The sequence below is a fragment of the Sphingomonas sp. SUN019 genome, from assembly GCF_024758705.1.
In the GTDB taxonomy this organism is placed as follows: Bacteria; Pseudomonadota; Alphaproteobacteria; order Sphingomonadales; family Sphingomonadaceae; genus Sphingomonas.
This window is the reverse complement of the sequence record NZ_CP096971.1, coordinates 1,812,633-1,836,524: the sequence shown is the minus strand read 5'-3', so window position 1 is coordinate 1,836,524 and position 23,892 is coordinate 1,812,633. Positions and strand designations below refer to the sequence as shown.

The following is a 23,892-nucleotide window of genomic DNA, read 5'->3' as shown; positions in this document are numbered from 1 at the left end:
CGATCGAGCGTCAATCCGCGCGCTTGAATAAATGTTCGTCTTGCATACAATGTCCGCGATATAAAAAGACGAGAGGATCGGCCGTGGCGCAGTTTCCCGACACCCCCGCGTTCACCGGCTTCAACACGCCGTCGCGGATCGAGGCGGACATCGCCGATCTCGACATGACGGGCGCGGTGCCGCGTGAACTCGACGGCGCATTCTACCGCGTGCAGCCCGATCCGCAGCACCCGCCGCGGCTGGGCGACGACATATCGTTCAACGGCGACGGCATGATCACCATGTTCCGCTTCCATGACGGTCAGGTCGATTTCAAGCAGCGCTGGGCGCAGACCGACAAATGGAAGCTGGAGCATGACGCGGGGCACGCGCTGTTCGGCGCATACCGCAACCCGCTGACCGACGACGAGCGCGTGCAGGGCAAGATCCGCGGGACCGCCAACACCAACGCCTTCATCTATGGTGGCAAACTCTATGCTTTGAAGGAGGATTCCCCCGCGCTGGTGATGGACCCGGCGACGCTGGAGACCGAGGGCTATACCTGGTTCAACGGCGCGATGACCGGACAGACCTTCACCGCGCATCCGAAGGTCGATCCCGACACCGGCGACATGATCGCGTTCGGCTACGCCGCAAAGGGCGTGCTGACGAAGGACATGACCTATTACGTCGTCTCGCCCGACGGCGAGCTGAAACAGGAATTGTGGTTCGAACTGCCCTATTACGCGATGATGCACGATTTCGCGATCACGCCCGATTACGCCTTGTTCCATGTCGTGCCGAGCACGTCGAACTGGGAACGGCTGGAGGCGGGGCTGCCGCATTTCGGGTTCGACACGACCCTGCCGGTCTATCTCGGCGTACTCCCGCGCCGGACGGACGCGACCGCGGAGGACATCCGCTGGTTCAAACGCGACAATTGCTTCGCCAGCCATGTGATGAACGCGTTTCAGGAAGGGTCGATGATCCACTTCGACACGCCCGAGGCGAAGAACAATATGTTCCCGTTCTTCCCCGATATCCACGGCGCGCCGTTCAACGGGCCGGAATCGGCCAGTTTCCTGACGCGCTGGACGGTGGACATGGCGTCCAATTCGGACGCGTTCGAACGGACCGAACGGCTGACGAACACGATGGGCGAATTCCCGCGCATCGACGAACGACGCACGGGGCTGCCCTATCGCTACGGCTGGATGCTGGTGATCGACCCGACCAAGCCGGTCGAGATGAAGGGCGGCAGCGCGGGCGGATTGGTGATGAACACGCTCGGCCTGATCGATCATCAGACCGGCGCGGAGCAGAAGTGGTGGTGCGGCCCGGTGTCGTCGCTGCAGGAACCATGCTTCATCCCGCGTTCGGCGGATGCGCCCGAGGGCGACGGCTGGATCGTGCAAGTCTGCAACCGGCTGGAGGAGCATCGCTCCGACCTGTTGCTGTTCGATGCGCTCGAGATCGAAAAGGGCCCGATCGCCGAAATCCGCTTGCCCATACGGCTGCGCTTCGGGTTGCACGGCAACTGGGCGACCGCGGCGGAGATCGGGCTGGCGGCATGATCCAACCCGGTCTGGAGTTCGTGTATGAAGCGGGCGGTGCGCTCGGCGAGGCGATCCCGATCGGCGACACCTATGACGGGACGCGGCGGATCATCCCGATCTTTTCCGGCCCGGTCGAAGGGCCGCGGATCAAGGGGCGGTTGTTGGGGCAGGGGGCGGACTGGCAGGTGACGCGCCCCGACGGCGTGACGCTGGCGGACGCGACCTACGCGCTGGAAACCGACGACGGCGTGGTGATCCAGATCCGAAACCGCGGCCTGCGCCACGGCCGGCCCGATGTGATGCAGCGTCTGGCGCGCGGCGAGGATGTCGATCCGGCCGATTATTATTTCCGCACCGTCCCCGAATTCGTCGCGCCGACCGGCAAATACGACTGGCTCAACCGCAGCATCTTCATCTGCGCCGGCGCGCGTTATGCGCTGTCAATCAAATTGTGGGTGTGGCGCGTGACGTAGCTTCTTCCAATCCTCTCCCGCCAAGGGGAGGATGCAAGGCTCAAATCCCCGCCCGCTCCACCAGCGCATCCTCATCGCGCTGCGCTCGCCGGGCGATCAGCAGCATCAGGATCACGATCGGCACGCCGACCGCGTTGATGCTCAGCATCGACCAACGCAGGTCGCCCGTCGCGTCTGACAACAGTCCGACGACATAAGGACCGGTGCCGAGGCCGAGGATCGTCATCACCAGCAGATACACGCTCGACGTCATCCCGCGCATCCGCGGCAGCACCTGATCGTAGATGATCGCGTACAGCGGCGGCAGCCAGCCGGTCAGCACCAGGCTGTAGGGGATGAAGCGGAGATAGAAATCGCCCGCCGTCGGCGCGAGGTAGACCCAGAACGACAGGATCGGCGACAGTCCCATCGCGAACAGCGCGACATACGCCCGCCCGGCCCCCGGAAAGCGCCGCTGCAGCGCATCGGACAGCGGCCCCCAGGCCAACGGGCCGACGATCCCCATCGCCGCCGCCAGCAGCCCGAACTGCCACGCGGTCTCCGCCATCGACTGGTCGTAGTATCGGATGATGAAGCTGGGGTTGAACGCCATCATCCCGTAATTGATCACCGATTGCAGCGCGCCGACCGCCATCGCCATCATCAGCGTAGGCGATTTCGTGATGACCGCAAACGCCTGACGGTCCGCAATGCGCATCGACTGCATCAGGTTGACGATCACCAGCAACCCGAAGCCGATCACCCCCCATTGCAGCGCATGCGCGCTGAACGTCAGGCCCATGAGCGTCATCGGCGGCCGCGGCGACAGGCCGTTCGCGATGTGCGTCAGCGTCGCCATCGCCGCCACGATCACCACCAGCGCGGCGATGTTGAACACCCAGGTCGCGCGCGGCGCGCCGCGTCTGGCGAAGACGGCCCAGTGCAACCCCGGCAGCACCGCCGCCAGCACCCCGCCGCTCGCCGCGAACGGATGCGGATCGGGCGCGGTGTCGATCCCGTCCATGCCGCCGCGCACCGGCTCCCGCAGCCGCCACATCAATAGCGACAGGACGAATCCGGGCAGCGCGGCGACGATCAGTGCGAACTGCCAGCCATGCAGCGCGACCGGCGCCTGGCCCGACTTCGCCAGCCCGTCCCACCAGTTCGCCGCCAGCCCGCCGAGCGCCAGCGACCCGCCGATCCCGAGCGCGATCGCCGACGCCAGCACCGCCATCACCAAACCGCGCCGGTGCTTCGGCCAGTAATCGTAGATGAGACTCGTGCCCGCCGGTTGGCTCGCCGCCTCGCCGATCCCGACGCCGAGGCGTGAGACGGCGAGGACCGCGAAACTGTTCGCAAACCCGCCCAGCGCGGTCGCCGCGGACCAGAACAGCAGCGACAGCGACAGCAGCCGCGTGCGCACCCATCCATCCGCCAATCGCCCGAGCGGGAGCGAAAACAAGGCGTAGAACAACGCAAAGACGGTGCCGAACAACAGCCCCATCTCGGCATCGCCTACGTTCAGGTCGCGCTTGATCGCGGGCGCCAGGATCGCGAGTATCTGCCGGTCGAGCAAGCTGACCGCATTGGTCAGCGCCACCAGCGCCAGCGCGTACCGCGCGCCTTTGGGTATAGGGCTTGGCGCCGCGTTCACCCCACTTCCCCGCTCATGCTGAGGAGGCATTGAGCCTGTCGAAATGCCGTCTCGAAGGGCGCTCACAACCCGAATACGCGCTCGGCGTTGGTCTGCATCAGCTTCTTCTTCGCCGCGTCGCTGATGTCGAGCAGGTCGTGCGTCCGCACCTCGTCGGGCACATATTCGTAAGGATAATCCATCGCGTACATCACGCGATCCTCGCCCATCACCTCGATCATCAGCTTGATCGCGGGCGCGAACGGCAGGCCGCTGGTCGTCGCCAGCACGTTTTCGCGCAGGCAGGTCACGATGTCCTTCTTCAGCGGTTTCAGCCGGTCGTAACGCTCCGACCGCACGCCCGCCTTGTGCATGTAATCGATGCGGTACAGCCAGTACGGGATCGCCTCCCCACCATGCCCGACCGCGATCTGCAAATCGGGATAACGATCGAAGATGCCGGTGGTGATCAGGCGCAGCAGGTGCATCCCCGTCTCCACCCCGAACCCGAAGATCGCGCCGTCCAGCCCGGCGTCGATCATCCCGCCGATATAGGCGTCGGGCAACGTCTGCGGGTGAATATAGAGCGGCTGCCCGGTGTCGGCGAGCGCGCGGAAGATCGGATCGAACTGCGGTTCGTCGAGATAATGCCCCTGCGTATGGCTGTTGACCATCACGCCCCTGAACCCGAGGTCCGCGCCACGCCTGATCTCCGCCGCCGACCATGCGGGATCCTGCGGCGCGATCGAGGTCATGCCGACGAAGCGCGTCGGATGCGCCGCGCAGCGTTCGGCCAGATAATCGTTGGCGCGGGTCACCATCGCCTTCGCCTCGTCCGCATCGGTCAACGGCTGCACGCCGGGGGAAGTCAGCGAAAGGATCGCAACGTCGATGCCGGTCGCGTCCATGTCGGCGATGCGGCGGTCGCCCAGATCGAGCAGCCGGTCGATAATCTCGGTCGCGCGCTCGGACGGCGACCGGGCGTAGAACCCCCATAGCGAGGTCATCCCCTTGTCCGCGCTGCCGTCCGCCACCATCCGCAGATACGCATCGATCTGCTCGCGCGTGGCGAACGCTTCTTCCGTGGCGATGCGCAGATAGCCGCGATCGCCGCCGGTCTTCAATTCGTGGGTCATTGGAACAGTGCTTCCAAAAACCGTTCGTGCTGAGCGAAGTCGAAGCACCTGGGACACATGCCCTTCGACTTCGCTCAGGGCGAACGGGGGGGGGGGGTGGGGGTCAGTCGGTTCGATACGCTTTGGGCCAGATGCCCTGCTTTCCGGGGGAGAGGATGCCGTTCGGATCGACGCAGTCCTTGATCGTCTCGGCGAAGCGGCGCTGCGCGTGGTCGCCGAAACTGTACTGGTCCGCGACCAGGTCCATGAAATCCAGGTGCGAACGATATTCGCCATACCCTTGGCGCGCCGCGGTCTCCACCATCGTCCGGCACGCGGCATAAGCGGCGCGGGTCTGCGCATCGTCCGCGGTGTCGAACACCACCAGCCCGACATGGATCAGGCTGCGCTTGCCCACGATGAAAACCCCGCTGTAATCGAGCCCCGCGGCGTGGAGCTGGTCGCGCACCAGATCGCGGATCGCGCCGCCGTCGCGCCCGGTGATCGGCGTGGCCGACGAAAATCCGATGTGCCCGCCGTTCTCGCCGCCGTACCACCGCGTCATGCTGTCCAGCGCGACGCTCGGGATGCCCGCCTGCACGCGCTGATGCGGGTTCTCGAACTCGGGCAGGTCGTGCCCGTCGAACTTGTCGAATGTGATCGTCGCGCCGGGAATCGTGCCAAGCGCGTCCGACACGATCTCGCGCTGGCGCTCGACGATGCGCTCGTCGCCGTACAGCGCGAAGCGCATCACCCAGCGCCCGAAACCGGGCGTTTCGGCGATCCGCTCGATCACGTCCTCGGGGATCGGCCCGTCGCCGGTGTACCAATGGTCGCGCTGCCAGAACGCCGACGCCGCGCAGACCGCGTTGATGATCATCGGCTGGTTCGGGATCGTGCCGTTCATCATCAGCGGACGGAGGCGTTCCAGCATCACCTCCAGATCGCTGTCGTTCTTCAGCGTCAGCCAGCCCGGCATGTAGCAATCGGGCGCGGGCATCAGCCACGTTCCCATCTTCGTCACCACCCCGAAGTTCGATTGCGTGAACAGCCCGTCCAGCGTCGGGCCGCAGCCGTGTTTATACACGTGCCACGCGCGCGGATTCTCCAGCCCGCCAAGGCCCGTGCGCAGCACGTCGCCGTTGGCCAGCACCACCTCCATCCCGCACTTCGCGTCGAAATGATCGCCCAGTGGGGTGTAGCCGACGCCGTGTTCCAGCGCATTGCCGACGATGCTGCCCCAGCCGAGATCGGGCACCGACATCCACAGTTTCGATCCGCTCGATTTCAGGTGCGCGTGCAGATCGAAGAAGCTGACGCCGGGTTCGACCAGCGCCCAGGCCGAATCCTCGTCGACCTCCAGCACGCGGTTCATCCGCCGCATCGACAGCATGAACGATCCCGACACGCGCGGCGCCGGACCGCCATAGCCGTTGTTGCGGCCCTGACCGTTGGTCCACAGCGGCGTCTTGTACGCGTTGGCGACGCGCAGCACCTCCTGCACCTGCTCGACGCTGGCCGGCATCAGCACCGCGCCGGGTTCGTACCATCGGCCGGTCGGCGGCGCGAAGGGATCGCGGAATTCGGCGACCTTGCCCTCGTCGACGGTCAGCCCGTCGGTCCCTAGAATATCGCCGAGTTCCTTCAGCGCCGCGTCGATCGCCGCCGCGGGAGCATCCATCACGTCCAGCATCGTCTCTCTCCTCTCAGCCCCGGTGCGTTCTAACCCTCGTGCACCGCCTTGGTGACCAGGCACGCTTCGACCCCCTCGGGTCCGTCCTCCGATCCGTGGCCGGACCATTTCACCCCGCCGAACGGCGCATCGGCACCACCGATCAAGTTGGTGTTGATGCCGACCATCCCGCTCTCGATCTCACGTCCCAGCCGGCGCTGACGCTTCGCATCGCGGGTCCAGGCGTAGGCGGCCAGCCCATAGGGGAGGCGGTTGGCCTCGGCGATCATCGCGTCTTCGCCGGCGAAGGGATTGATCAGTGCGACCGGACCGAACGGCTCCTCATTCATGATCGCGGCGTCCAGCGGCACGCCGGACAGGACGCTCGGCTGATAGAAAAACCCGCGATTGCCAATGCGTTCTCCGCCGGTGTGCAGCGTCGCGCCTTTCGCGGTCGCATCACCGATCAGCCGCTCCATCGCATCGGGACGACGCGGATTGGCCATCGGGCCCATCTGCGTCGCCGCATCCAGCCCGTCGCCGACCACGATCCGCCTCGCGCGGTCGGCGAAACCATCGCGAAACCGTTCGAACACATCCTCCTGCACAATAAAGCGAGTGGGCGACACGCAGACCTGCCCGGCGTTGCGGTATTTGCCCGGCACCATCACATCCAGCACCTGATCGACATCCACATCGTCGAATACCAGCACCGGCCCGTGCCCGCCCAGTTCCATCGTCGTGCGCTTGCAATCGTCCGCCGCCAGCTTCGCCAGATGCTTGCCGACGACGGTCGACCCGGTGAAGCTCAGCTTGCGAATGATCGGCGATCCGAGCAGGTGGCGCGACACCTCGTCGGGCACGCCGAACACCGCCTGCGCGACCTCCTTCGGCAGCCCCGCATCGTACAGGCATTGCAGCACGCCCAGCGCGGAGGCGGGGGCTTCCTCCGCCGCCTTCAGGATCACCGAACACCCCGCCGCGATCGGCGCGCCCAGCTTGCGTCCGGGATTGCCGAGCGGGAAATTCCACGGTGCGAAGGCGGCGACCGGGCCGACCGGCTCCTTGCTGATCGTCGAGCGCTGACCCGCCGGGCGGACGAGTGTCCGACCGTACAGGCGAAACACTTCGCCCGCATAGAAATTGAACAGCCCGACGTTCATCAGCACTTCGATCCGCGCCTCGGCGATCGGCTTGCCTTCCTCCAGCGTCGCGACGCACGCGAGTTCCTCCTGCCGTTCCAGCATCAGCCGCGCCGCGCCCTGCAGCACGGCGGCGCGCTGTTGCGGGGTCGAATCGCGCCATAGGCGAAACCCGCGCGCGGCGGTCTCCAGCGCGCGATCGAGGTCGGCGGCGTCGGCCAGCGGCAGGTCGGCCAGCGTCTCCCCGGTCGCCGGATTGACGACCGCGTGCGTGCGCCGCCCGCCGCCCGAAACGCGCTCGCCGTCGATCACCATGTGCAGATCGGGATAGGTCATCGGTTCCTCAATCTCCCTCTCCCCTCCGGGGAGAGGGTCGGGGAGAGGGGCAGCGCCACGAACTTCGTGAGTCTCACAGCCCCTCTCCCGACCTCGCTACGTTCGGCCACCCGCATCAGGTGAACAGCGCCCGGCGCTGTTCAGGCCATGCCGGGGGCATGGCCGACCTGATGCGCCCCGACGGGGAGAGGACAATCACGCTTCCGCCGCGGCCAGCTTGTCCGCCTTCGCCGCCGCCTCGCGATCGATGTCGCCCTGCCAGCGTTCGGGCACGATCTCCTGCCCGGTCACCGGATGCTTCATGTGGAACGGCACCACCTTATGCGTCGGCCACAGCCAGTGATCCTCGATCAGCGCATCCGGGCCGGTCGGGTCTTCGGGGTAGGTGACCGAGGGGAAGGGGACGTATTCGGGCTTGGTGTTCATCCAGCCGCTGTCGAAATCGGCGTGCCATTGCGGCATATAGTTCAGCACCTTGATCCGCCAGACCCCGTCCACCTTCTGATAGGTGTTCTCGTAGATGCCGCCTTCCCACCATTGGCGCGCGCCGAGCATCGGATTCGCCGGGTCGGCATAATCCTTGTGCCGTCCGGCCTGCATCATCGACCGCGCACGGCCATAGGCGATCTCGCCGTCCGGCGCGATGTCGATGATGTCCTGCAATTGCGGATGATCGAGCAGGAATCCGTCGATCGGGCCGTTGACGCCGTGCGTGAAGCGCTTCTGGAACCGTTCGACATACAGGCGGCGGATGCCCTCCTTGCCGCGCCAGACGCCGCCGAAGAACCGCACCTCGCCGTCATCGGTGAACAGGTCGACCGTCTCGTTGTACAGGCATTTGTCGATCAGATAGCCGTACAGGTGCTGCAGCTTGCGCACGTCGAGTTCGTCCTCACGCTGCTGGATGCGGCGTGCGAGCTGTTCGACGGTCTGTTCGAGCTGCGCGATACGATCGGCGTCGGCCATTTCTTCTCTCCCAACTGTATGCTTTGCGTACAATCTGCGCCGCCCCGGAGCGGCTGTCAACGCCTCTATCTGCCCTGCGCCTCCAGCGCCTCGACCTCCTCGCGATATGGTCGTATCGCGCGCACCATGCAGAGCGTGGCCAGCGGCAGGAGGATGCTGGCGGTCAGCACCAGCGCCTTCCACAGATCGGCCTCGACCCCGATCACCAGATCCTGCACCAGCCCCACGACGAAGCTGCCCATCGCGCCGAAGAAGGTGAACATGAACAGATAGATCGCGGTCACCTGTCCGCGCATCGCATTCGGCGCGACGCGCTGGATCGCGGCGTTCTGCGGCACCGCGCCGGCGATCCCGAACATCGCGCCTAGCGCCATAACGCCGAGCGAGAGGTAACCGTTCGGCATCAGCGGCGAACTGATCGCGCAGACGGTGGTGCAGCCGAACAGGATCGCGGCGCTGCGGACGTTGGCGTCCTTGTACCGTTTCGCCATCCATTCGACGAAGATGCCACCCAGCAGCAGCCCCGTCAGCGAGGCGACCAGGAACATGCTGCCCATCACCGCGCCAATCTGCGCCTCGTTCCAGCCGAAGCTGCGGATCATGAACGGCACGCGCCAGAATTGCAGGCCGAACGTCTCGATCGCGCTGAGCGCGAGGCCCGCGAACAACGGATAATAGACGCGGCGCTTGGCATGGATCGCCTTTACCGCGTCGAGTCCGGTGAAGGTCAGGATGCGGCGGCCGAGCGGTGCGTCACGTGGCGGTTGCGGCGCATCGGCGAGCGGTGCGACACGCGGCGGCTCCTTCACGGTCAGGAACAGCAATGCGACCAGGATGCCGGGCAGCCCGACCCAGATCATGATCCACTGCCAGCCGAAGATGTGCAGCCCCGCGACCTGCGACGGCCCCCAGTCCGCGGTCATGCCGATCAGCATCCCGCCGATGATCGGCCCCAATGTGGTCCCGCCGATGAAGCCGAATTGCAGCAATGCGAATGCGCGGGTCAGCGTGCGCGGGGGAAAGGCGTCGGCGAGCAGCGAATAGGCCGACGGCGCGTGTGCCGAGCCGCCCGCCGCCAGGAACACGCGCGAGCCGACGAATTGCGCGAAGGTCTGCGCGATCCCGCCCAGCGCGGTGATGACCCCGATCACCGCTACCCCGCCGCCCAGCACGTATTTGCGCGGAAAGATGTCGGCGAGGCGCGCCAGCGGGATACCGACGAACAGATAGCAGATGATGCTGGCAGGCCCCGCCAGGAAGCCGAGCTGCGAATCGGTCAGGCCGAAATCGGTCTTGATGCGCTGCGCCAGCATTCCGAACACGACCTGGTCGAAGAAGGTCAGGAATGTCGCCAGCACGATGACGAACAGCGCCCAATACGCCGCACCCGTGGAGGGCCATTCGCGCGCCGGGACTGCGACGCCGGCCGCGTCGACGCGGTCCTCGCACGCCAGCATCTCGCCGACCATTTCGGGTGCTGCAGCCGCGGGGGCGATCGCCATCCGTCATCCTCTTGCCTGATCGCGCGCCATCATCCGCGGCGCGTCGTTTTCGGTTGGCAAACTGTATGCGTTAGATACAATCGGAGGCAAATGAAATCGGTGCCGTCGCGCGCCGGACGACAGGAGAGACGGCATGAAAGACTTTGCGGGCCGCACGGCCTTCGTCACCGGCGGGGCGAATGGGATCGGCCTAGGCCTGGCGCGCGCGTTGCTGGACCAAGGGTGCAAGGTGGCGATCGCCGACATCCGCGAGGATGCGATCGCGGCGGCACTGAAGACGCTCGACAACCAGCACGCGATAGGCGTCACGCTCGACGTGTCGTCACGCGCGGGGTTCGCGGCGGCGGCGGACGAGGTGGAGGATCGGCTCGGACCAGTCAGCCTGTTGTTCAACAACGCCGGGATCAATCTCTTCCAGACGATCGACGATTCGTCGTTCGACGACTGGGACTGGGTGATGGGGGTCAATCTGCACGGCGTCGTCAACGGCGTGATGACCTTCGTCCCGCGGATGAAGGCGCGGGGGAACGGCGGGCACGTCGTCAACACCGCATCGATGGCCAGTTTCCTGTGCGGCCCCGCGCCCGGCATCTACAACACTACCAAGTTCGCGGTGCGCGGGATGAGCGAATCGCTTCGATACAGCCTTGCGCCGCACGGAATCGGCGTGTCGGTGCTGTGTCCGGGGCTGGTGAAGAGCCACATCTACGCTAGCGACGAAGTGCGGCCCGACGATCTGAAGGCGGGCGCAAAACCTGTGAATAGCGAGATGGTCGGCCGGCTGGAACAGCTGCACCAGGTCGGGATGGAGCCCAACGTGATCGCCGCGCGGGTGATCGAGGCGATCGAGGCGAACCGCTTCTACATCTTCTCCCACCCCGAATTCCGTGACGAGTTGCGCGCGCTGTTCGACGAGATCGTGGGCGAATTTCGCGACTATCCCGAGGATCCGGGCTTCGCCGAACGGGTCGGGTTCGAACAGGGGCGGCGCGACAGCTACAAGGCGGCGAGGGCGACCGCGCGCGGCATCGCCTGAGCGGCCTCGAGCGTGACCCGCACCGACGCGAGTCCGCGCGACAACGCCTGCGGCTTCGCCACGCGCACCGTGACATCCGCGACCGGGCCGAGCGCAAGGCAGCGTTCGGCCAGTTGGCGCGCGAACACCTCGATCATGCCGGTGTGGCGATCCGCGATCGTCTCCGCCTCGGCGACGATGCGGCGATAATCGACGCTGTCCATTATGCTCTCGACCGCATCGTCGCGCAGCGTCAGCTCGACTGAAATGACCAGCGGCTGGCGGCGATCCTGCTCGTCCGGATTGATCCCGATCCGCGCCGACAGCGTCAGATCGTCGACATGGACGACCATCGCCATCAGCGCCCCGCCGCCCGCACGGTGTTAGCCAGCAAACACGCGATCGTCATCGGTCCGACTCCGCCCGGCACCGGCGTCACGGCGCGCGCGTGCGCCATCTCGTCGAACGCAGCATCGCCGACCAGCTTCGTCCGGCCGTCGGTATCGGTCTGACGCGTGATGCCGACGTCGATCACCACCGCGCCGGGCTTCACCCAGTCGCCCCGCACCAGCCGCGGCGCGCCCGCGGCGGCGACGACGATATCGGCGGTGCACACGATCTCGGGCAGGCCGCGCGTCGCGATATGCGTGACCGTGACGGTGCATTCGCGTTCCAGCAGCAGCATCGCGACCGGTTTCCCGACGATGTTCGATTTGCCGATCACCACCGCCGCCAGCCCGCGATAATCGTCGATCACGCTGTCGAGCAGCATCATGCACCCCAGCGGGGTGCACGGCACCAGCCCGCCCGTCCCGGTCGACAGGCGGCCGACGTTGACCGGATGGAAGCCGTCGACATCCTTGCCCGGCGCGATCGCGTCCAGCACGCGCCCGGCGTCGATCTGCTCGGGCAACGGCAGCTGGACCAGGATGCCGTGGACGCGGGGGTCGGCGTTGAGCATGTCGATCAGCGCGAGCAGCACCGCCTCGCTCGTTTCGACCGGCAGGCGATGTTCGAACGAGGTGATCCCGACCCGCGCCGATTCCGCCATTTTCCGCGCGACATAGACCTCGCTCGCCGGATTCTCCCCGACCAGCACGACCGCCAGCCCCGGCGGCGTGCCGCGCGCGATCAGGTCGGCGACCTCGGCCGCAGTACGCTGCGACAGCGCCCGCGCCATCGCGCGTCCGTCGATCGGGGTCATCGCCAAAGCCCTACCGAAACACGACGGTGCGCGATCCGTTCAGCAGCACGCGATCCTGCAGGTGATACGTCACCGCCTGCGCCAGCACGCGCCGCTCGATATCACGCCCCTTGCGGACAAGGTCTTCGGGCGTGTCGGCGTGCGTGATGAACTCCGCGTCCTGCGCGATGATCGGTCCTTCGTCGAGGTCGGCGGTCACGTAATGCGCGGTCGCGCCGATCATCTTCACGCCCCGGTCGTGCGCCTGATGATAGGGTTTCGCACCCTTGAAGCCCGGCAGGAAGCTATGGTGGATGTTGATGCAGCGCCCCGACAGGAACCCCGCCAGATCGTCCGACAGGATCTGCATATAGCGCGCGAGCACGACGAGGTCGGCGCCCGATTCCTCCACCACGCGCTTGATCTGCGCCTCCTGCTCGGCCTTCGTCTCCTTCGTCACCGGCAGGTGATGGAACGGGATGTCGCCGATCATCGTGATGTGGAGTGACCGCTGCGGATGGTTGGAAACGATCCCGACCACGTCCATGTCCAGCTCGCCGATGCGGTAACGATAGAGCAGGTCGCCCAGGCAATGATCGAACTTCGACACCAGCAACAGCACCCGCGGCCGCTCCCCACTGCCACGCAGCGTCCACTCCGCGCCCATCGCTTCGGCGACCGGCGTGAAGGCGGCGCGGAAGCTGTCCGCGGTCGCGTCGCCGCCGATCTCGAACACCACGCGCATGAAGAAGCGTCCGGTCAGCCGGTCGTCGAACTGCTGCGCATCGATGATGTTGCCGCCTTCACCGGCAAGGAACCCCGCGACCTTCGCGACCAGGCCGGGGCGGTCGTCGCACGACAGGCGGAGCGTCAATGTATCGGTCATTGGTCGCGCGCCTCGTAAGCGTTGATCCATTCGACGGTGCGGACGAGCCCGCCGAACGGGTAGAAATGGAGCCGGACCGGGCCATGCGCCGGGGTAAGCCGCGCGGCGAGCCGGTCGACCAGCGCATCGGGACCGGCGGTGCCCAGCAGCTTGGTGATCGAGATGCCGTATTTCGTCAGCACCGATGTCGATGCGCCGACGCCGCAATGCGCGGCGAAGCGCAGCAATGTCTTGATCCCCGCAGGGCCCGGGACGCCGATCCGCACCGGCGCATCGATCCCGCGCGCGCGCAAAGCCTCTAGCCATGCGATGAAGGGATCGGCGTCGAAACCGAACTGGGTGACGATCAACGTCGCCATGCCGCGCCGCGTGATCTCGTCGCGCTTGGTCTCCAGCGCGGTCCAGCACGCCGCTTCGTCCATCGCCGGATGCCCCTCGGGATGCCCCGCGATGCCGATCGCGGTGATGCCGTTTGCCTCGAAGATGCCGGTTTGCAGCATCGCCATCGTGTCGGCGAACGGCCCGGCGGGCACCGGCGGATCGCCCGCGACCAGGAACATCCGCCGCGCCCCCGCCTCGGCGACGGTGCGCCGCACGGTTTGCTCCAGCTCCTCGTGCGACGCGATCCGGCGCGCGGACAGATGCGGCATCGGCTCCAGCCCGAGTTCGCGGACGTCGGCCGCCGCCGCGATCCGCGCGTCGATCGATTCGCCGGGCAGGAAGGTGATCGCGACCGGTGTTTCGGGCGCGATGCCCGCCGCCGCCTCGCGCAGCGCAGGACGATCCTTCGCCGTCATTTCAAGCGAATAGCCGTCGGTCATGCCGATCGGGGAGCGCGACCAATTGGGATGAATGGCGGGGATGGTCATCATTGCCCTCTCGCAAACATGCGGTCGTGCGCCGCTTCGACGAATTGTCTCTAGCGCGACCACGGCAATTCGTATAGATGAAATCTTCATGGACGCGAACTATGAGAGGAGGGCCGAAGACGGCGAGCAGTTGCTCCTGTTGCCCGGCCTCATCTGCGATTCGCGCATCTTCGCGCCGCAGGTCGCGGCTTTTGATACCGCCGTCGCGGCCGCCGATTACGGCGACGCGGACGATCTCGGCGCGATGGCCGATCGCGTCCTCGCCGCCGCGCCGTCGCAATTCGCATTGCTCGGCCATTCGATGGGCGCGCGCGTGGCGCTGGAAATCATCCGCCGTGCGCCGCAGCGCGTGACGCGACTCGCGCTGATCAGCACCGGCGTGCATCTGCCCGATCCGGGGGAGGCCGCGAAGCGCCATGCGTTGCGCGATATCGGGCGCGCGCAGGGCATGGCGGCGCTGGTCGACGCGTGGCTGCCGCCAATGGTCGCGCCCGCGCGCCGCGACGATGCGGCGTTCATGGCCCCGCTGCGCGCGATGTGCATCGATGCCGGGCTTCCGCGGTTCGAGGCGCAAGTGCGTGCGCTGCTGAACCGGCCCGAGGTCGAAAGCCTGCTGCCGCGCCTCAACTGTCCGGTGCTGGTCGCGACCGGAAGCGAAGACCAATGGAGCCCGCCCGATCAGCACGCCGCGATGGCCGCGCTGATCCCCAACGCGCGGCTCGTCGTGGTCGAAGGGTCGGGGCACATGCTCCCGCGCGAAGCGCCCGATGCGCTGAATGCCGCTATTACCGACTGGCTCGAACGGCCGGTCCCATCAGACGTAATGACAAAAGGAGAGGTTCGATGACCGACAAGACCCTGCAACAGATGCTCGACGCCAGCGGCGATATCGTCACGTTGCTGCGCAACCAGCAGACCGGGCCGAACGCCTATCCCGGTGTGCCCGCGGAATATTCCAACTGGCGCGCCGAACAGCAGGCGTGGGCGAACACCTGCGTCCTGTTCAATCAGTCGTTTCACATGGTCGATCTGGCGGTCGAGGGGCCGGACGCGTTCGCGATGCTCAACCATCTGGGCGTCAACAGCTTCAAGGGCTTCGTGCCCGATCGCGCGAAGCAGTTCGTGCCGGTCACGCCCGACGGCTATGTCATCGGCGACGTGATCCTGTTCTATCTGGCGGAAAACAGCTTCAACCTGGTCGGCCGCGCGCCGGTGATTGAGTGGATCGAATATCACGCCGCGACCGGCGACTGGGACGTCACGGTCACGCGCGACGAGCGTACGGCGGTGCGCCCCGATCCGGAAAACCGCCGCAACTACCGGTTCCAGCTGCAAGGGCCGAACGCAATGAAGACGCTGGAAAAGGCGATGGGGCAGACCCCGCCGGACCTGAAGTTCTTCCACATGACGACGCTCGACGTCGCGGGCGCGAAGGTGCGCGCGTTGCGTCACGGGATGGCGGGACAGCCGGGATACGAATTGTTCGGGCCGTGGGAAGATTACGATACCGTCCGCAACGCGCTGATCGAGGCGGGGAAAGACTTCGGCCTCGCGCTGGTCGGGGGGCGCACCTATTCGTCGAACACGATCGAATCGGGCTGGATTCCGTCACCCCTGCCCGCGACCTACACGGGGGAGGGGACGCGCGGCTTCCGCGAATGGCTGACGACCAATTCCTATGAGGCGAAGGCGTCGATCGGCGGCAGCTACGTTCCCGACAATGTCGAGGGTTACTACCTGACGCCGTGGGATCTGGGTTACGGCCCGTTCGTGAAGTTCGACCACGACTTCGTCGGCCGCGATGCATTGGAGCGGATGGCGGGGCAGCCACATCGCCGCAAGGTGACGCTGGCGCTGGACAATGAGGATTTGATGCGCGTCGTCAGCTCGCAATTCACGAAGGGCGACCGCGCGAAATACATGGAATTTCCGTCGGCGGTCTATTCGATGCACCCATACGATCAGGTGCTGAAGGACGGGAAACTGGTCGGACTGTCGACCTGGATCGGCTACAGCGCGAACGAGGGCCGCATGCTGACGCTGGCGATGCTGGACGCCGATATCGCCGAGCCGGGGACCGAAGTAACGTTGCTATGGGGCGAACCCGACGGCGGCACGAAGAAGCCGACCGTCGAAAAGCACGTCCAGACCGAGATCAAGGCGGTCGTGGCGTCGGTGCCGTACTCGGAGGTCGCGCGCGACGCCTATGCCGAAAGCTGGCGAACCAAGCAAAGCGCGTGACGCGGACCTGGGCGCGGCAGCGGGCCGCGCCCGGTCGATCGGCTGAAGGGCGTGACTGGAATTGGTGGTTAGCCGAATAACGGCTATTGGGACCGAGGTCAGTCTTAACCGCCATTCTTGTAACGACGAACGATATACGCGGCACTCGTGAAAAAACTGATGGGTGTGGTGCAGATCGACAAAACAATCAGGGCCATAAACAACATCGCTGAGCCGTCATTCGGCGGCGGACCTTCTGGCGCGGAGGCGAGCAGCGCGTAGGCGATTGCAATGCCACAGACGGGCAAAAACGCTGTGCCAGCTAAAACTGCTACCGTCCGGCTTTTAGACGCGATGCGTCTTCCCGCCGTCGCCATAAAGGCGAAAGTCAGCAGCGCCGCTGCCATCGCTCCGATGACTATGAACGAAGCATCACCCGGTCCGGCGATGGCGCTGGGATGGGAAAAGGCCGACCAAAGCAATTCACCCACGGCACGCCCCCGGTTAGTAAGTTAGCCTGAACCACCGGCGGCTTACGGGCAAGCACCGCACCCTACTGAACGGCAACAACTGGGCGGAAGCGGTCACCTGCATTTTCCTACACGATGCCGATCTGGTAAGGCTTGCCGACTGCCGAACGCTCTTTCACCTTGTCGATCCCTTTGCTCCGCGAGCGCGCCAATCTGCTCGCTCGATGGTGCGACAGAAAAAACCGCCAGCGTCTCAACATTCTCAACATTCGCGGGCGTACGCCCCTCGGCCGCGCGCTGGCCGATGATCGTTCCTGATCGCTGGATCATGGCAGACCGCACCCGACGCGCGTGCGCAGGTGCGACTTTATCGTGACTTTCGGGGACGCGCCGGATGCTTTCTTGGCCTAACCTTAGCCTAACCTTCCGCATCGGATATCGTGTTCGTTACGCCGCCAGCAGCGCGCCGGTCTTCGTCAGCAATTCTACCGCGCGGCGCTCCACCTCGGGGTCAAACCGCACCGTCGGGATCGCGACGCTGAACGCGCCCAGCGTTTCGCCCGCCACCATCACCGCACGGCCGACGCCCTGAATGCCCGGCGTATGTTCCTCGCGCGTGCGGGCGATCCCGGTCTGGCGGATCGTCGCGATCTCGCGTCGCAGTTCGTCGGGCGAGGTGATCGTCGCTGGCGTGAAGGCGACGCGTTCGGCTTCGCTCAGATACGCCTCGACCTCCGCATCGGGCAGCGCGGCGAGAATCGCCTTGCCCGCGGCGAAGCCGTGCAGCGCGGTGCGCGTGCCCATTTGCACCGCATAGCGCAGCGCATGTTCGCTGGTCTCGGTCACCAGCGCCTCGACCTCCCACCCCTTGCGGACGAAGAACGAGGCGGTTTCGCCGAGTTGCACGCGCAGCGCGCGCACCAGCGGCGCGACGCGATCGGCCAGCGCAAAGCCGCCCGCCGAGGTCTGCAACCGCGCCAGCCCCGGCCCCGGCGTATAGCGCCGCCCGTCGCGCGCCAAATAGCCGCGGTCGGCGAGCGTGTTCAGCAGGTACGACAGGCTGCTGACCGGGATGACCAGCGCGGCGGCGATCTCCTGCGCCACCACCGGCCGGTCGCGCGCAACCACATATTCGATGATGTCGAGCGTGCGGAGCGCGGACTTTACCGGGGTTGCGGCGGTGTCGGTCATTAGAGTCTGTCTTGCTGGGATTGAAGCATCGTGATTGCCCTGTCGTGTTCGTCCGGCAAGGAACGGCGTGCAGCGCGTAGCGGCGCTACGCGCAAGCGCCGTGACGTAGCCGGCGGGCGCGACAGGGCAACCGCCTTGCGGCGGGCGGATTTTGCCCCAGGGCGGCGTCGCTCGTCGGTCACGATGCAAAAGCATCGCTCCGCTCCTCGCTTCTTGCCCTGAACCAAAATCCGCTCCGTCACGATGCTTCAATCCCAGCAAGACAGACTCGAGCCGCTAGACCGCGCTGCGCGCCGTCCGCCAGCAGGTCACAGCCGCGCGGCGGCGAGGTCCGCGCCTTCGCGCAGGTTGCGCAGCTTGGCCCAGGTGACCGCGGGGTCGATCTTGCCGTACCCCGCGAACGTGCCGAAGCCGCAGTCGGTGCTGGCGATCACGCGATCCGCGCCGACGATCGCCGCGAAGCGTTCGATCCGCTGCGCGATCAGTTCGGGATGTTCGAGATAGTTCGAACAGGTGTCGATCAGGCCGGGCGCGAGGACTTTGTGATCGGGCAGCGCGGCGTCACGCCAGACTATCCATTCGTGTTCGTGGCGCGGATTGGCGGCCTCGAACAGGATGGTCGCGGGGCGCGCCCCGATGACGATATCGATGATCCGTTCGAGCGGAATGTCGTGATCGTGCGGGCCTTCGTAATTGCCCCAGCAAACGTGCATCCGCATCTTTTCCGGCGGAATGCCCGCGGTCGCGGCGTTCAGCGCCTCGACGTTCGCCGCGATCGTGCGGAGGAACTGCGCCTCGTCCATCTCCTGATAGCCGGTGTGGCGCGACATCGCGAGGTCGGGGCAGTCCAGCTGCAGCTCGAATCCGGCATCGACAATCGCCTCATATTCGGGGCGCATCGCAGTCACCAGATCGGCGAGATACGCCTCATGGTTCGGGTAGAAAGCGTTCTTCTGGAACGACGTGATCAGCCCCGGCGAGGCGGCATTCATGAACGCGCGCGTGCCCGTGCCGTGGCGGTCGAGCGCCCCCCTGAAACGGCGGATGTCGTCGTGCAGCGGCTGCAAATTCACCAGCTTGATCTCGCCGATGCAAGATGCGCGCGTGAATTCCTGCGAGCCCATGATGTGCGCCAGCTTCGCGCGCAGATCGGGCAGGGGGGCCAGATCGAGCGCGGACATCCGTTCGCTGTGCCCGCCGAAGCCCGACAGGCGTTCGATCATGTAGGTCGAGTATCCGACCTTGCCGAGTTCGCCGTCGCTGACGATCGTGACCCCCGCAGCCACCTGCGCCGCAACCGCCTCGTCGACTGCCGCCTGGACCAACGTGTCGAACTCGTCGGCATCATAAGGCTCGCCGTGATCGCGCGCGAGCAGCACCGGGGTGAGCTGGGGGCCGCGCGGCAGGCTGCCGACATGGGTCGTGGCGATCGGCATGGTGTCCCCTCCGTCTTGTAGGGAAACCATGCCGTTATTTCGTCATCATGTACAGATCATATACGCGAAAGGGTTACGCGTCCTCGAGCGCGACCGAATTGATGATGTGCGGCTGCGTATACTCGTGCAGCCCAGCCTCGCCCAGTTCGCCGCCCAGCCCGGACTGCTTCGCGCCGCGGAACGGGATGTTGGCGTCGATCGCGAGATACTGGTTCACCCATACGGTGCCGGTGTCGATCCTCATCGCGACCGCATTGGCGCGCGCCAGATCCTTGCCCCACACGGTGCCGCCCAGACCCATGTCGGTATCGTTGGCGCGCGCGATAACATCGTCGATGTCGGTGTATTTCAGCACCGGCAGGACCGGGCCGAACTGCTCCTCGCGCACCAATGGCGCATCGTCATCAAGATCGCGAACGATCGTCGGCGCGATGAAATAACCGGGGCGGTCGATCGGCTCCCCGCCCGCGATCACGGTGCCGCGGGTCCGCGCGTCGTCCAGCAATGCGTTCACCTTGTCATACTGCATCTTGTTCTGGATCGGCCCCACCGTGGTTCCCTGCTTCGATCCGTCGTCGACCACCGCTGCGTTCGCCAGCTTCGCGATTTCGTCGCAGAAATCGTCGTACATCGCTTGCGGAACATAGGCGCGCTTCGTCGCGACGCAGATCTGGCCGGCGTTGGTCATCGCGCTGCCATAGATCTTCTGCGCGGCGAATTTCGCATCGACGTCGTCCAGCACGATCGCGGCGTCGTTGCCGCCCAGTTCCAGCGTGACACGTTTCACGCCCGCTGCCGCGGCGGCCATCACCTTCTTGCCGGTTGCGGTCGATCCGGTGAAGGCGACCTTGGCGACGTCGGGGTGCCCGGTCAGCACGTGGCCGAGATCGTTCTGGTCGCACACCACGTTCACCACGCCCGCGGGCAGCACCTCGGCGCAGATTTCGCCGAGCAGCAACGTCGTCAGCGGCGTCGTCGGCGCTGGCTTGATGACCATCGTGTTCCCGGTGACCAGCGCCGGACCCATCTTGTTCATCACCAGGATGATCGGGAAGTTCCACGGCGTGATCGCCGCGACGACGCCCAGCGGGGTGCGGTGCTCGATCACCGTATGACCGCCTTCATCCTTCAGCGTCTTCGTCTCGATCCGCATCTCGGCGAAGGCGCGCAGCGTAAAGACGCTGCCCATCACCTCGTACATCGCCTGATCCAGCGGCTTGCCCTGTTCGCTGGTCAGCAGGCTGGCGAATTCGCCCGCGCGTGCCTCCAGCGAGTCGGCGATCTTCGATACGAGCGCGGCGCGCTCCTCGACCGGCCGCGCGGCCCATTCGGGGAAGGCGCGCTTCGCCGCGACAACGGCGCGATCGATTAGCGCTTCATCCGCCTTCGGGCACCTGGCGAAAGATTCGGCGGTGGCGGGATTCACGACATCGAACGTGCTGGCGCCATCCACCAGTTCACCATCGATCAGCATACGGAATTGACGGTCCATCATCGCTCTCCTCGGTCGTATCGATTTCTTTTAATCTAGCCTTTGCCGCCGTCATGCTGAAGAACCGGCGGCGTCGGCGTCTTTGTGCGCCAAGCGTACAATCATGGCAAGGCGGCATCGGCCACAATGAAGCACGACGGCGATCTCGAAACCCTCCTCGGCTATCAGATGCAGCGCGCCGATCTGGCGATGACCGGCGATGCGCGCGACGTGCTGGAACCGCATGGCCTGACGCCGGCAAAGCTGACCGCATTGATGCTGATCCGCGCCAATCCGGGATGCGACCAGACCGCGCTGGGCCGTGCGCTCAGCATCAACCGGTCGAGCGCGATGAAGCTGGTCAACGTGCTGGTCGCGCTCGGGCTGATCGAACGCCGCGCGGGCCGCAACCTGCGCACCAACGCGCTCCATCTGCTGCCGCACGGGGAGGATCAGATCGCCGAGTTGCTGAACGTGCTGCGCGATTCGGATCACCGGATGAGCGCGCGGCTGAGCGATGCCGAGCGCAAGACGTTGTTCGGGCTGCTCCGCAAGATCGGCCCGGCGCGCGCACGACGCAGTGCGGAGAGCGACTTGTCATAACTGTACGCTTGGCGCACAATCGTATGCCATAACAGATGAGCGGGTGGGAGGGCATATGGGCGATCTGGTCATCGAGCGCGAAACGGCGGTGCGATCGCTCGGCCGGTTGCTGCGGCCGCGTTCGGTCGCGATCGTCGGTGCGTCGGACAAGCCCGGCGCGCTGGGCGCATCGGTGCTCGCCAACCTGGAGCGGCAGGGGTTCAAGGGCGCAATTCATCTCGTCAATCCCAAACGCAGCGAGATCGGCGGGCGGGCGTGCGTCGCGTTGGTCGACGATCTGCCCGAGGGGGTCGATGCCGCGGTGCTGGCGATCCCGCGCGTCGGTGTGCTCGATGCGATCCGCGGGCTTGCGCGGCGCAAGGTCGGCGCGGCGGTGGTCTTCGCGGCGGGCTTTGCCGAGGACGGACCGCAAGGGCTGGCGGACCAGCAGGAGATCGCGCGGATCGCCGATGCCGCGGGGATGGTGGTCGAGGGGCCGAACTGCCTGGGGCTGGTCAATTTCATCGATCGCGTGTCGCTGACCTTCATCGAAATGCCGGAGGCGCGCGCAGAGGGGCCGCGGCGAGTCGGGATCGTGTCGCAATCGGGCGCGATGGCGGCGGTGCTGGCGACGACGATGATCGCGCGCGACGTGCCGCTCAGTTGCTATATCTCGACCGGGAACGAGGCGGCGAGCGGGGTCGAGGATTACCTGTCGCATCTGGTCGACAGCCCCGACACCGCGGTGATCGCGCTGATCGTCGAGCATTTCCGTGCGCCCCAACGGTTCCTGGCCGCGGCGCGGGCGGCGCGGAAGGCCGGCAAGCAGATCGTGCTGCTCCATCCCGGCCGCAGCGCGGCGGGTGCCGCGAGCGCGGCGACGCACACCGGCGCGATGGCGGGCGATCATGCGGTGATGCGCGTCCATGTCGAACATGCGGGCGTCATCCTGGCCGAATCGCTGGAGGAACTGGGCGACGTGGTGGAGATCGCCACGCGCTGTGCGGCGCTGCCGGAGAGCGGGACCGGGGTCATCGCCGAATCGGGCGCGTTCAAGGCGATGATGCTCGATCTGGCCGACGAGATCGGCCTGCCGCTGCCGCCGCTGGGCGATGCCGACAGCCCGGCGCTGCGCGCGGCGCTGCCCGATTTCGTCCCCGTCTCCAACCCGCTTGACGTGACCGCGCAGGGGCTGGTCGATCCCGGCATGTACGGCCGCACTATTGCTGCGCTGATGGAGGACGCTCGGATCGGCGCGATCCTGGTGGCGCTGATCCAGACCGACATCGGCACCTCGCGGATCAAGTTCGACGCGGTCGCCTCCGCGCTGAAGGCGCGCGCAACCAAGCCGGTGATCGTAGCAGGCGTCGACGAAGGCGGCGGCGTGCGGCTCGAGGACATTGCGCGTTTGCGCGCGCTTGGAGTGCCGTATCTGCCGACTGCGGAGCGCGCGGTACGGGCGCTGGCGCGGATCGTCGGGCGGGCGGTGCATGACGATGCGGCGCGCGCGGTTGGGGCGCCGCTGGAGGGCTTGCCCGGGGCGAGATCGAACGTCCCCGAGTATCGCGCGAAGGAATTGCTCGGCGCACGCGGTATCGCGTTTCCGGATCATGTGCTCGCGACGACGAAGGAGGCGGCGCAGGCCGCGGCCGAGCGACTTGGCTATCCGGTCGTCCTGAAGGCGCAAGCGGCGGCGCTGCCGCACAAGAGCGACGCGGGCGGGGTGATCGTCGAGCTGGCGGATACGGCAGCGGTGGCGGCGGGGTGGGACCGGCTCCACACCAACATCGCCGGCGCGCGCCCCGGCCTGACGCTGGACGGCGTGCTGGTCGAGGCGATGGCGGCGCGCGGAGTCGAGTTGATCGTCGGCGCGCGCAACGATCCGGCGTGGGGTCCGGTTATCCTGGTCGGCTTCGGCGGCGTCGCGGCGGAACTGCTCCACGATGTCCGTCTGCTGCCCGCGGGCCTGACGCACGACCGTATCGTCACCGCGATCCGCGGCCTGCGCATGGCCCCGCTGCTGGACGGTTTCCGCGGCGCGCCGAGGATGGACGTGGACGCGGTCGCCCGGATCGTCGTCGCGATGGGTGAGGTGGTGCTGAGTAGTCCTGCGGTCAGTGAGATCGATCTGAACCCGGTGCTGGTCTATCCAGAAGGAGAGGGCGCGATCGCGCTGGACGCACTGATCTCGACCTGATCGATCGAATGCAAAGAAA

22 protein-coding genes are annotated in these 23,892 nt (G+C 66.2%); 8 read left to right on the top strand and 14 right to left on the bottom strand.

What is annotated here, in order from left to right; all coding sequences use genetic code 11:
• Positions 1-83 precede the first annotated feature (83 nt).
• Both M0208_RS08860 and M0208_RS08855 read left to right on the top strand, forming a co-directional pair.
• Positions 84-1,553 (top strand): carotenoid oxygenase family protein, encoded by a 1,470-nt coding sequence (locus M0208_RS08860; protein ID WP_258891345.1) that lies wholly within the window; start codon positions 84-86, stop codon positions 1,551-1,553.
• Positions 1,550-2,008: a DUF3237 domain-containing protein gene (locus M0208_RS08855; protein WP_258891344.1), complete on the top strand. Its 459-nt coding sequence runs from the start codon at positions 1,550-1,552 to the stop codon at positions 2,006-2,008. The genes M0208_RS08860 and M0208_RS08855 overlap by 4 nt, the downstream gene beginning before the upstream one ends.
• A 40-nt stretch (positions 2,009-2,048) precedes the next feature.
• Here the strand turns inward: M0208_RS08855 and M0208_RS08850 are convergent, their stop codons facing one another.
• The 6 genes from M0208_RS08850 to M0208_RS08825 all read right to left on the bottom strand — a co-directional run bounded on the left by M0208_RS08850 (position 2,049) and on the right by M0208_RS08825 (position 10,353).
• Positions 2,049-3,641 carry an MFS transporter gene (locus M0208_RS08850; protein ID WP_258891343.1) on the bottom strand — a complete coding sequence of 531 codons (1,593 nt, stop codon included), beginning with the start codon at positions 3,639-3,641 and terminating at the stop codon, positions 2,049-2,051.
• 62 nt (positions 3,642-3,703) lie between these two features.
• Positions 3,704-4,756, bottom strand: a complete 1,053-nt coding sequence (locus M0208_RS08845; RefSeq protein WP_258891342.1) for an amidohydrolase family protein — start codon at positions 4,754-4,756, stop codon at positions 3,704-3,706.
• A 103-nt stretch (positions 4,757-4,859) separates the two neighbouring features.
• Entirely contained in the window at positions 4,860-6,428 is a 1,569-nt protein-coding gene (locus M0208_RS08840; RefSeq protein WP_258891341.1) for an FAD-binding oxidoreductase, read from the bottom strand.
• Positions 6,429-6,457: 29 nt separating this feature from the next.
• Positions 6,458-7,885 carry an NAD-dependent succinate-semialdehyde dehydrogenase gene (locus M0208_RS08835; protein ID WP_258891340.1) on the bottom strand — a complete coding sequence of 476 codons (1,428 nt, stop codon included), beginning with the start codon at positions 7,883-7,885 and terminating at the stop codon, positions 6,458-6,460.
• A 195-nt stretch (positions 7,886-8,080) separates the two neighbouring features.
• A complete protein-coding gene (locus tag M0208_RS08830) occupies positions 8,081-8,851 on the bottom strand; it encodes a nuclear transport factor 2 family protein (RefSeq protein WP_258891339.1) in 771 nt (256 codons plus the stop codon).
• 65 nt (positions 8,852-8,916) lie between these two features.
• Positions 8,917-10,353, bottom strand: a complete 1,437-nt coding sequence (locus M0208_RS08825) for an MFS transporter (RefSeq protein ID WP_258891338.1) — start codon at positions 10,351-10,353, stop codon at positions 8,917-8,919.
• Between the two features lie 133 nt (positions 10,354-10,486).
• Between M0208_RS08825 and M0208_RS08820 the strand changes: the two genes are divergently transcribed.
• Positions 10,487-11,389 (top strand): SDR family NAD(P)-dependent oxidoreductase, encoded by a 903-nt coding sequence (locus M0208_RS08820; RefSeq protein ID WP_258891337.1) that lies wholly within the window; start codon positions 10,487-10,489, stop codon positions 11,387-11,389.
• Here M0208_RS08820 and M0208_RS08815 read toward each other — a convergent pair.
• Genes M0208_RS08815 through M0208_RS08800 form a run of 4 tightly spaced genes read right to left on the bottom strand, consistent with a single transcriptional unit; the run spans position 11,350 to position 14,306 of the window.
• The gene (locus M0208_RS08815) at positions 11,350-11,727 is read right to left on the bottom strand and encodes a dihydroneopterin aldolase (RefSeq protein WP_258891336.1); all 378 of its coding nucleotides are present in this window, start codon (positions 11,725-11,727) and stop codon (positions 11,350-11,352) included. The two genes, M0208_RS08820 and M0208_RS08815, sit on opposite strands and share 40 nt — an antisense overlap.
• The gene (locus M0208_RS08810; protein ID WP_258891335.1) at positions 11,727-12,572 is read right to left on the bottom strand and encodes a bifunctional 5,10-methylenetetrahydrofolate dehydrogenase/5,10-methenyltetrahydrofolate cyclohydrolase; all 846 of its coding nucleotides are present in this window, start codon (positions 12,570-12,572) and stop codon (positions 11,727-11,729) included. The genes M0208_RS08815 and M0208_RS08810 overlap by 1 nt, the downstream gene beginning before the upstream one ends.
• Before the next feature lie 10 nt (positions 12,573-12,582).
• Positions 12,583-13,437: a formyltetrahydrofolate deformylase gene (gene purU, locus M0208_RS08805; RefSeq protein ID WP_258891334.1), complete on the bottom strand. Its 855-nt coding sequence runs from the start codon at positions 13,435-13,437 to the stop codon at positions 12,583-12,585.
• On the bottom strand, positions 13,434-14,306 hold the full coding sequence (locus M0208_RS08800; protein WP_258891333.1) for a methylenetetrahydrofolate reductase: 873 nt from the start codon (positions 14,304-14,306) through the stop codon (positions 13,434-13,436). The genes purU and M0208_RS08800 overlap by 4 nt, the downstream gene beginning before the upstream one ends.
• An 88-nt stretch (positions 14,307-14,394) precedes the next feature.
• On the opposite strand from M0208_RS08800, the gene M0208_RS08795 reads away from it, so the two are divergent.
• Entirely contained in the window at positions 14,395-15,153 is a 759-nt protein-coding gene (locus M0208_RS08795; RefSeq protein ID WP_258891332.1) for an alpha/beta fold hydrolase, read from the top strand.
• Positions 15,150-16,547, top strand: a complete 1,398-nt coding sequence (desA, locus tag M0208_RS08790) for a syringate O-demethylase (RefSeq protein WP_258891331.1) — start codon at positions 15,150-15,152, stop codon at positions 16,545-16,547. The genes M0208_RS08795 and desA overlap by 4 nt, the downstream gene beginning before the upstream one ends.
• A gap of 104 nt (positions 16,548-16,651) precedes the next feature.
• Here desA and M0208_RS08785 read toward each other — a convergent pair whose 3' ends face one another.
• Positions 16,652-17,017, bottom strand: coding sequence for a hypothetical protein (locus tag M0208_RS08785; RefSeq protein ID WP_258891330.1), 366 nt, complete (start codon positions 17,015-17,017; stop codon positions 16,652-16,654).
• Positions 17,018-17,149: 132 nt separating this feature from the next.
• Between M0208_RS08785 and M0208_RS08780 the strand changes: the two genes are divergently transcribed.
• Positions 17,150-17,314 (top strand): hypothetical protein, encoded by a 165-nt coding sequence (locus M0208_RS08780; protein ID WP_258891329.1) that lies wholly within the window; start codon positions 17,150-17,152, stop codon positions 17,312-17,314.
• 129 nt (positions 17,315-17,443) lie between these two features.
• Here the strand turns inward: M0208_RS08780 and M0208_RS08775 are convergent, their stop codons facing one another.
• From M0208_RS08775 to M0208_RS08765, 3 genes are all read right to left on the bottom strand, one after another.
• Positions 17,444-18,187: an IclR family transcriptional regulator gene (locus M0208_RS08775; protein ID WP_258891328.1), complete on the bottom strand. Its 744-nt coding sequence runs from the start codon at positions 18,185-18,187 to the stop codon at positions 17,444-17,446.
• 308 nt (positions 18,188-18,495) lie between these two features.
• A complete protein-coding gene (locus M0208_RS08770; protein WP_258891327.1) occupies positions 18,496-19,623 on the bottom strand; it encodes a cobalamin-independent methionine synthase II family protein in 1,128 nt (375 codons plus the stop codon).
• 73 nt (positions 19,624-19,696) lie between these two features.
• Positions 19,697-21,115: an aldehyde dehydrogenase family protein gene (locus tag M0208_RS08765; RefSeq protein WP_258891326.1), complete on the bottom strand. Its 1,419-nt coding sequence runs from the start codon at positions 21,113-21,115 to the stop codon at positions 19,697-19,699.
• A 126-nt stretch (positions 21,116-21,241) separates the two neighbouring features.
• Here M0208_RS08765 and M0208_RS08760 point away from each other — a divergent pair, with 126 nt between their 5' ends.
• Positions 21,242-21,697, top strand: coding sequence for a MarR family winged helix-turn-helix transcriptional regulator (locus M0208_RS08760; protein ID WP_258891325.1), 456 nt, complete (start codon positions 21,242-21,244; stop codon positions 21,695-21,697).
• A 55-nt stretch (positions 21,698-21,752) separates the two neighbouring features.
• A complete protein-coding gene (locus M0208_RS08755) occupies positions 21,753-23,873 on the top strand; it encodes an acetate--CoA ligase family protein (protein WP_258891324.1) in 2,121 nt (706 codons plus the stop codon).
• Positions 23,874-23,892 lie beyond the last annotated feature (19 nt).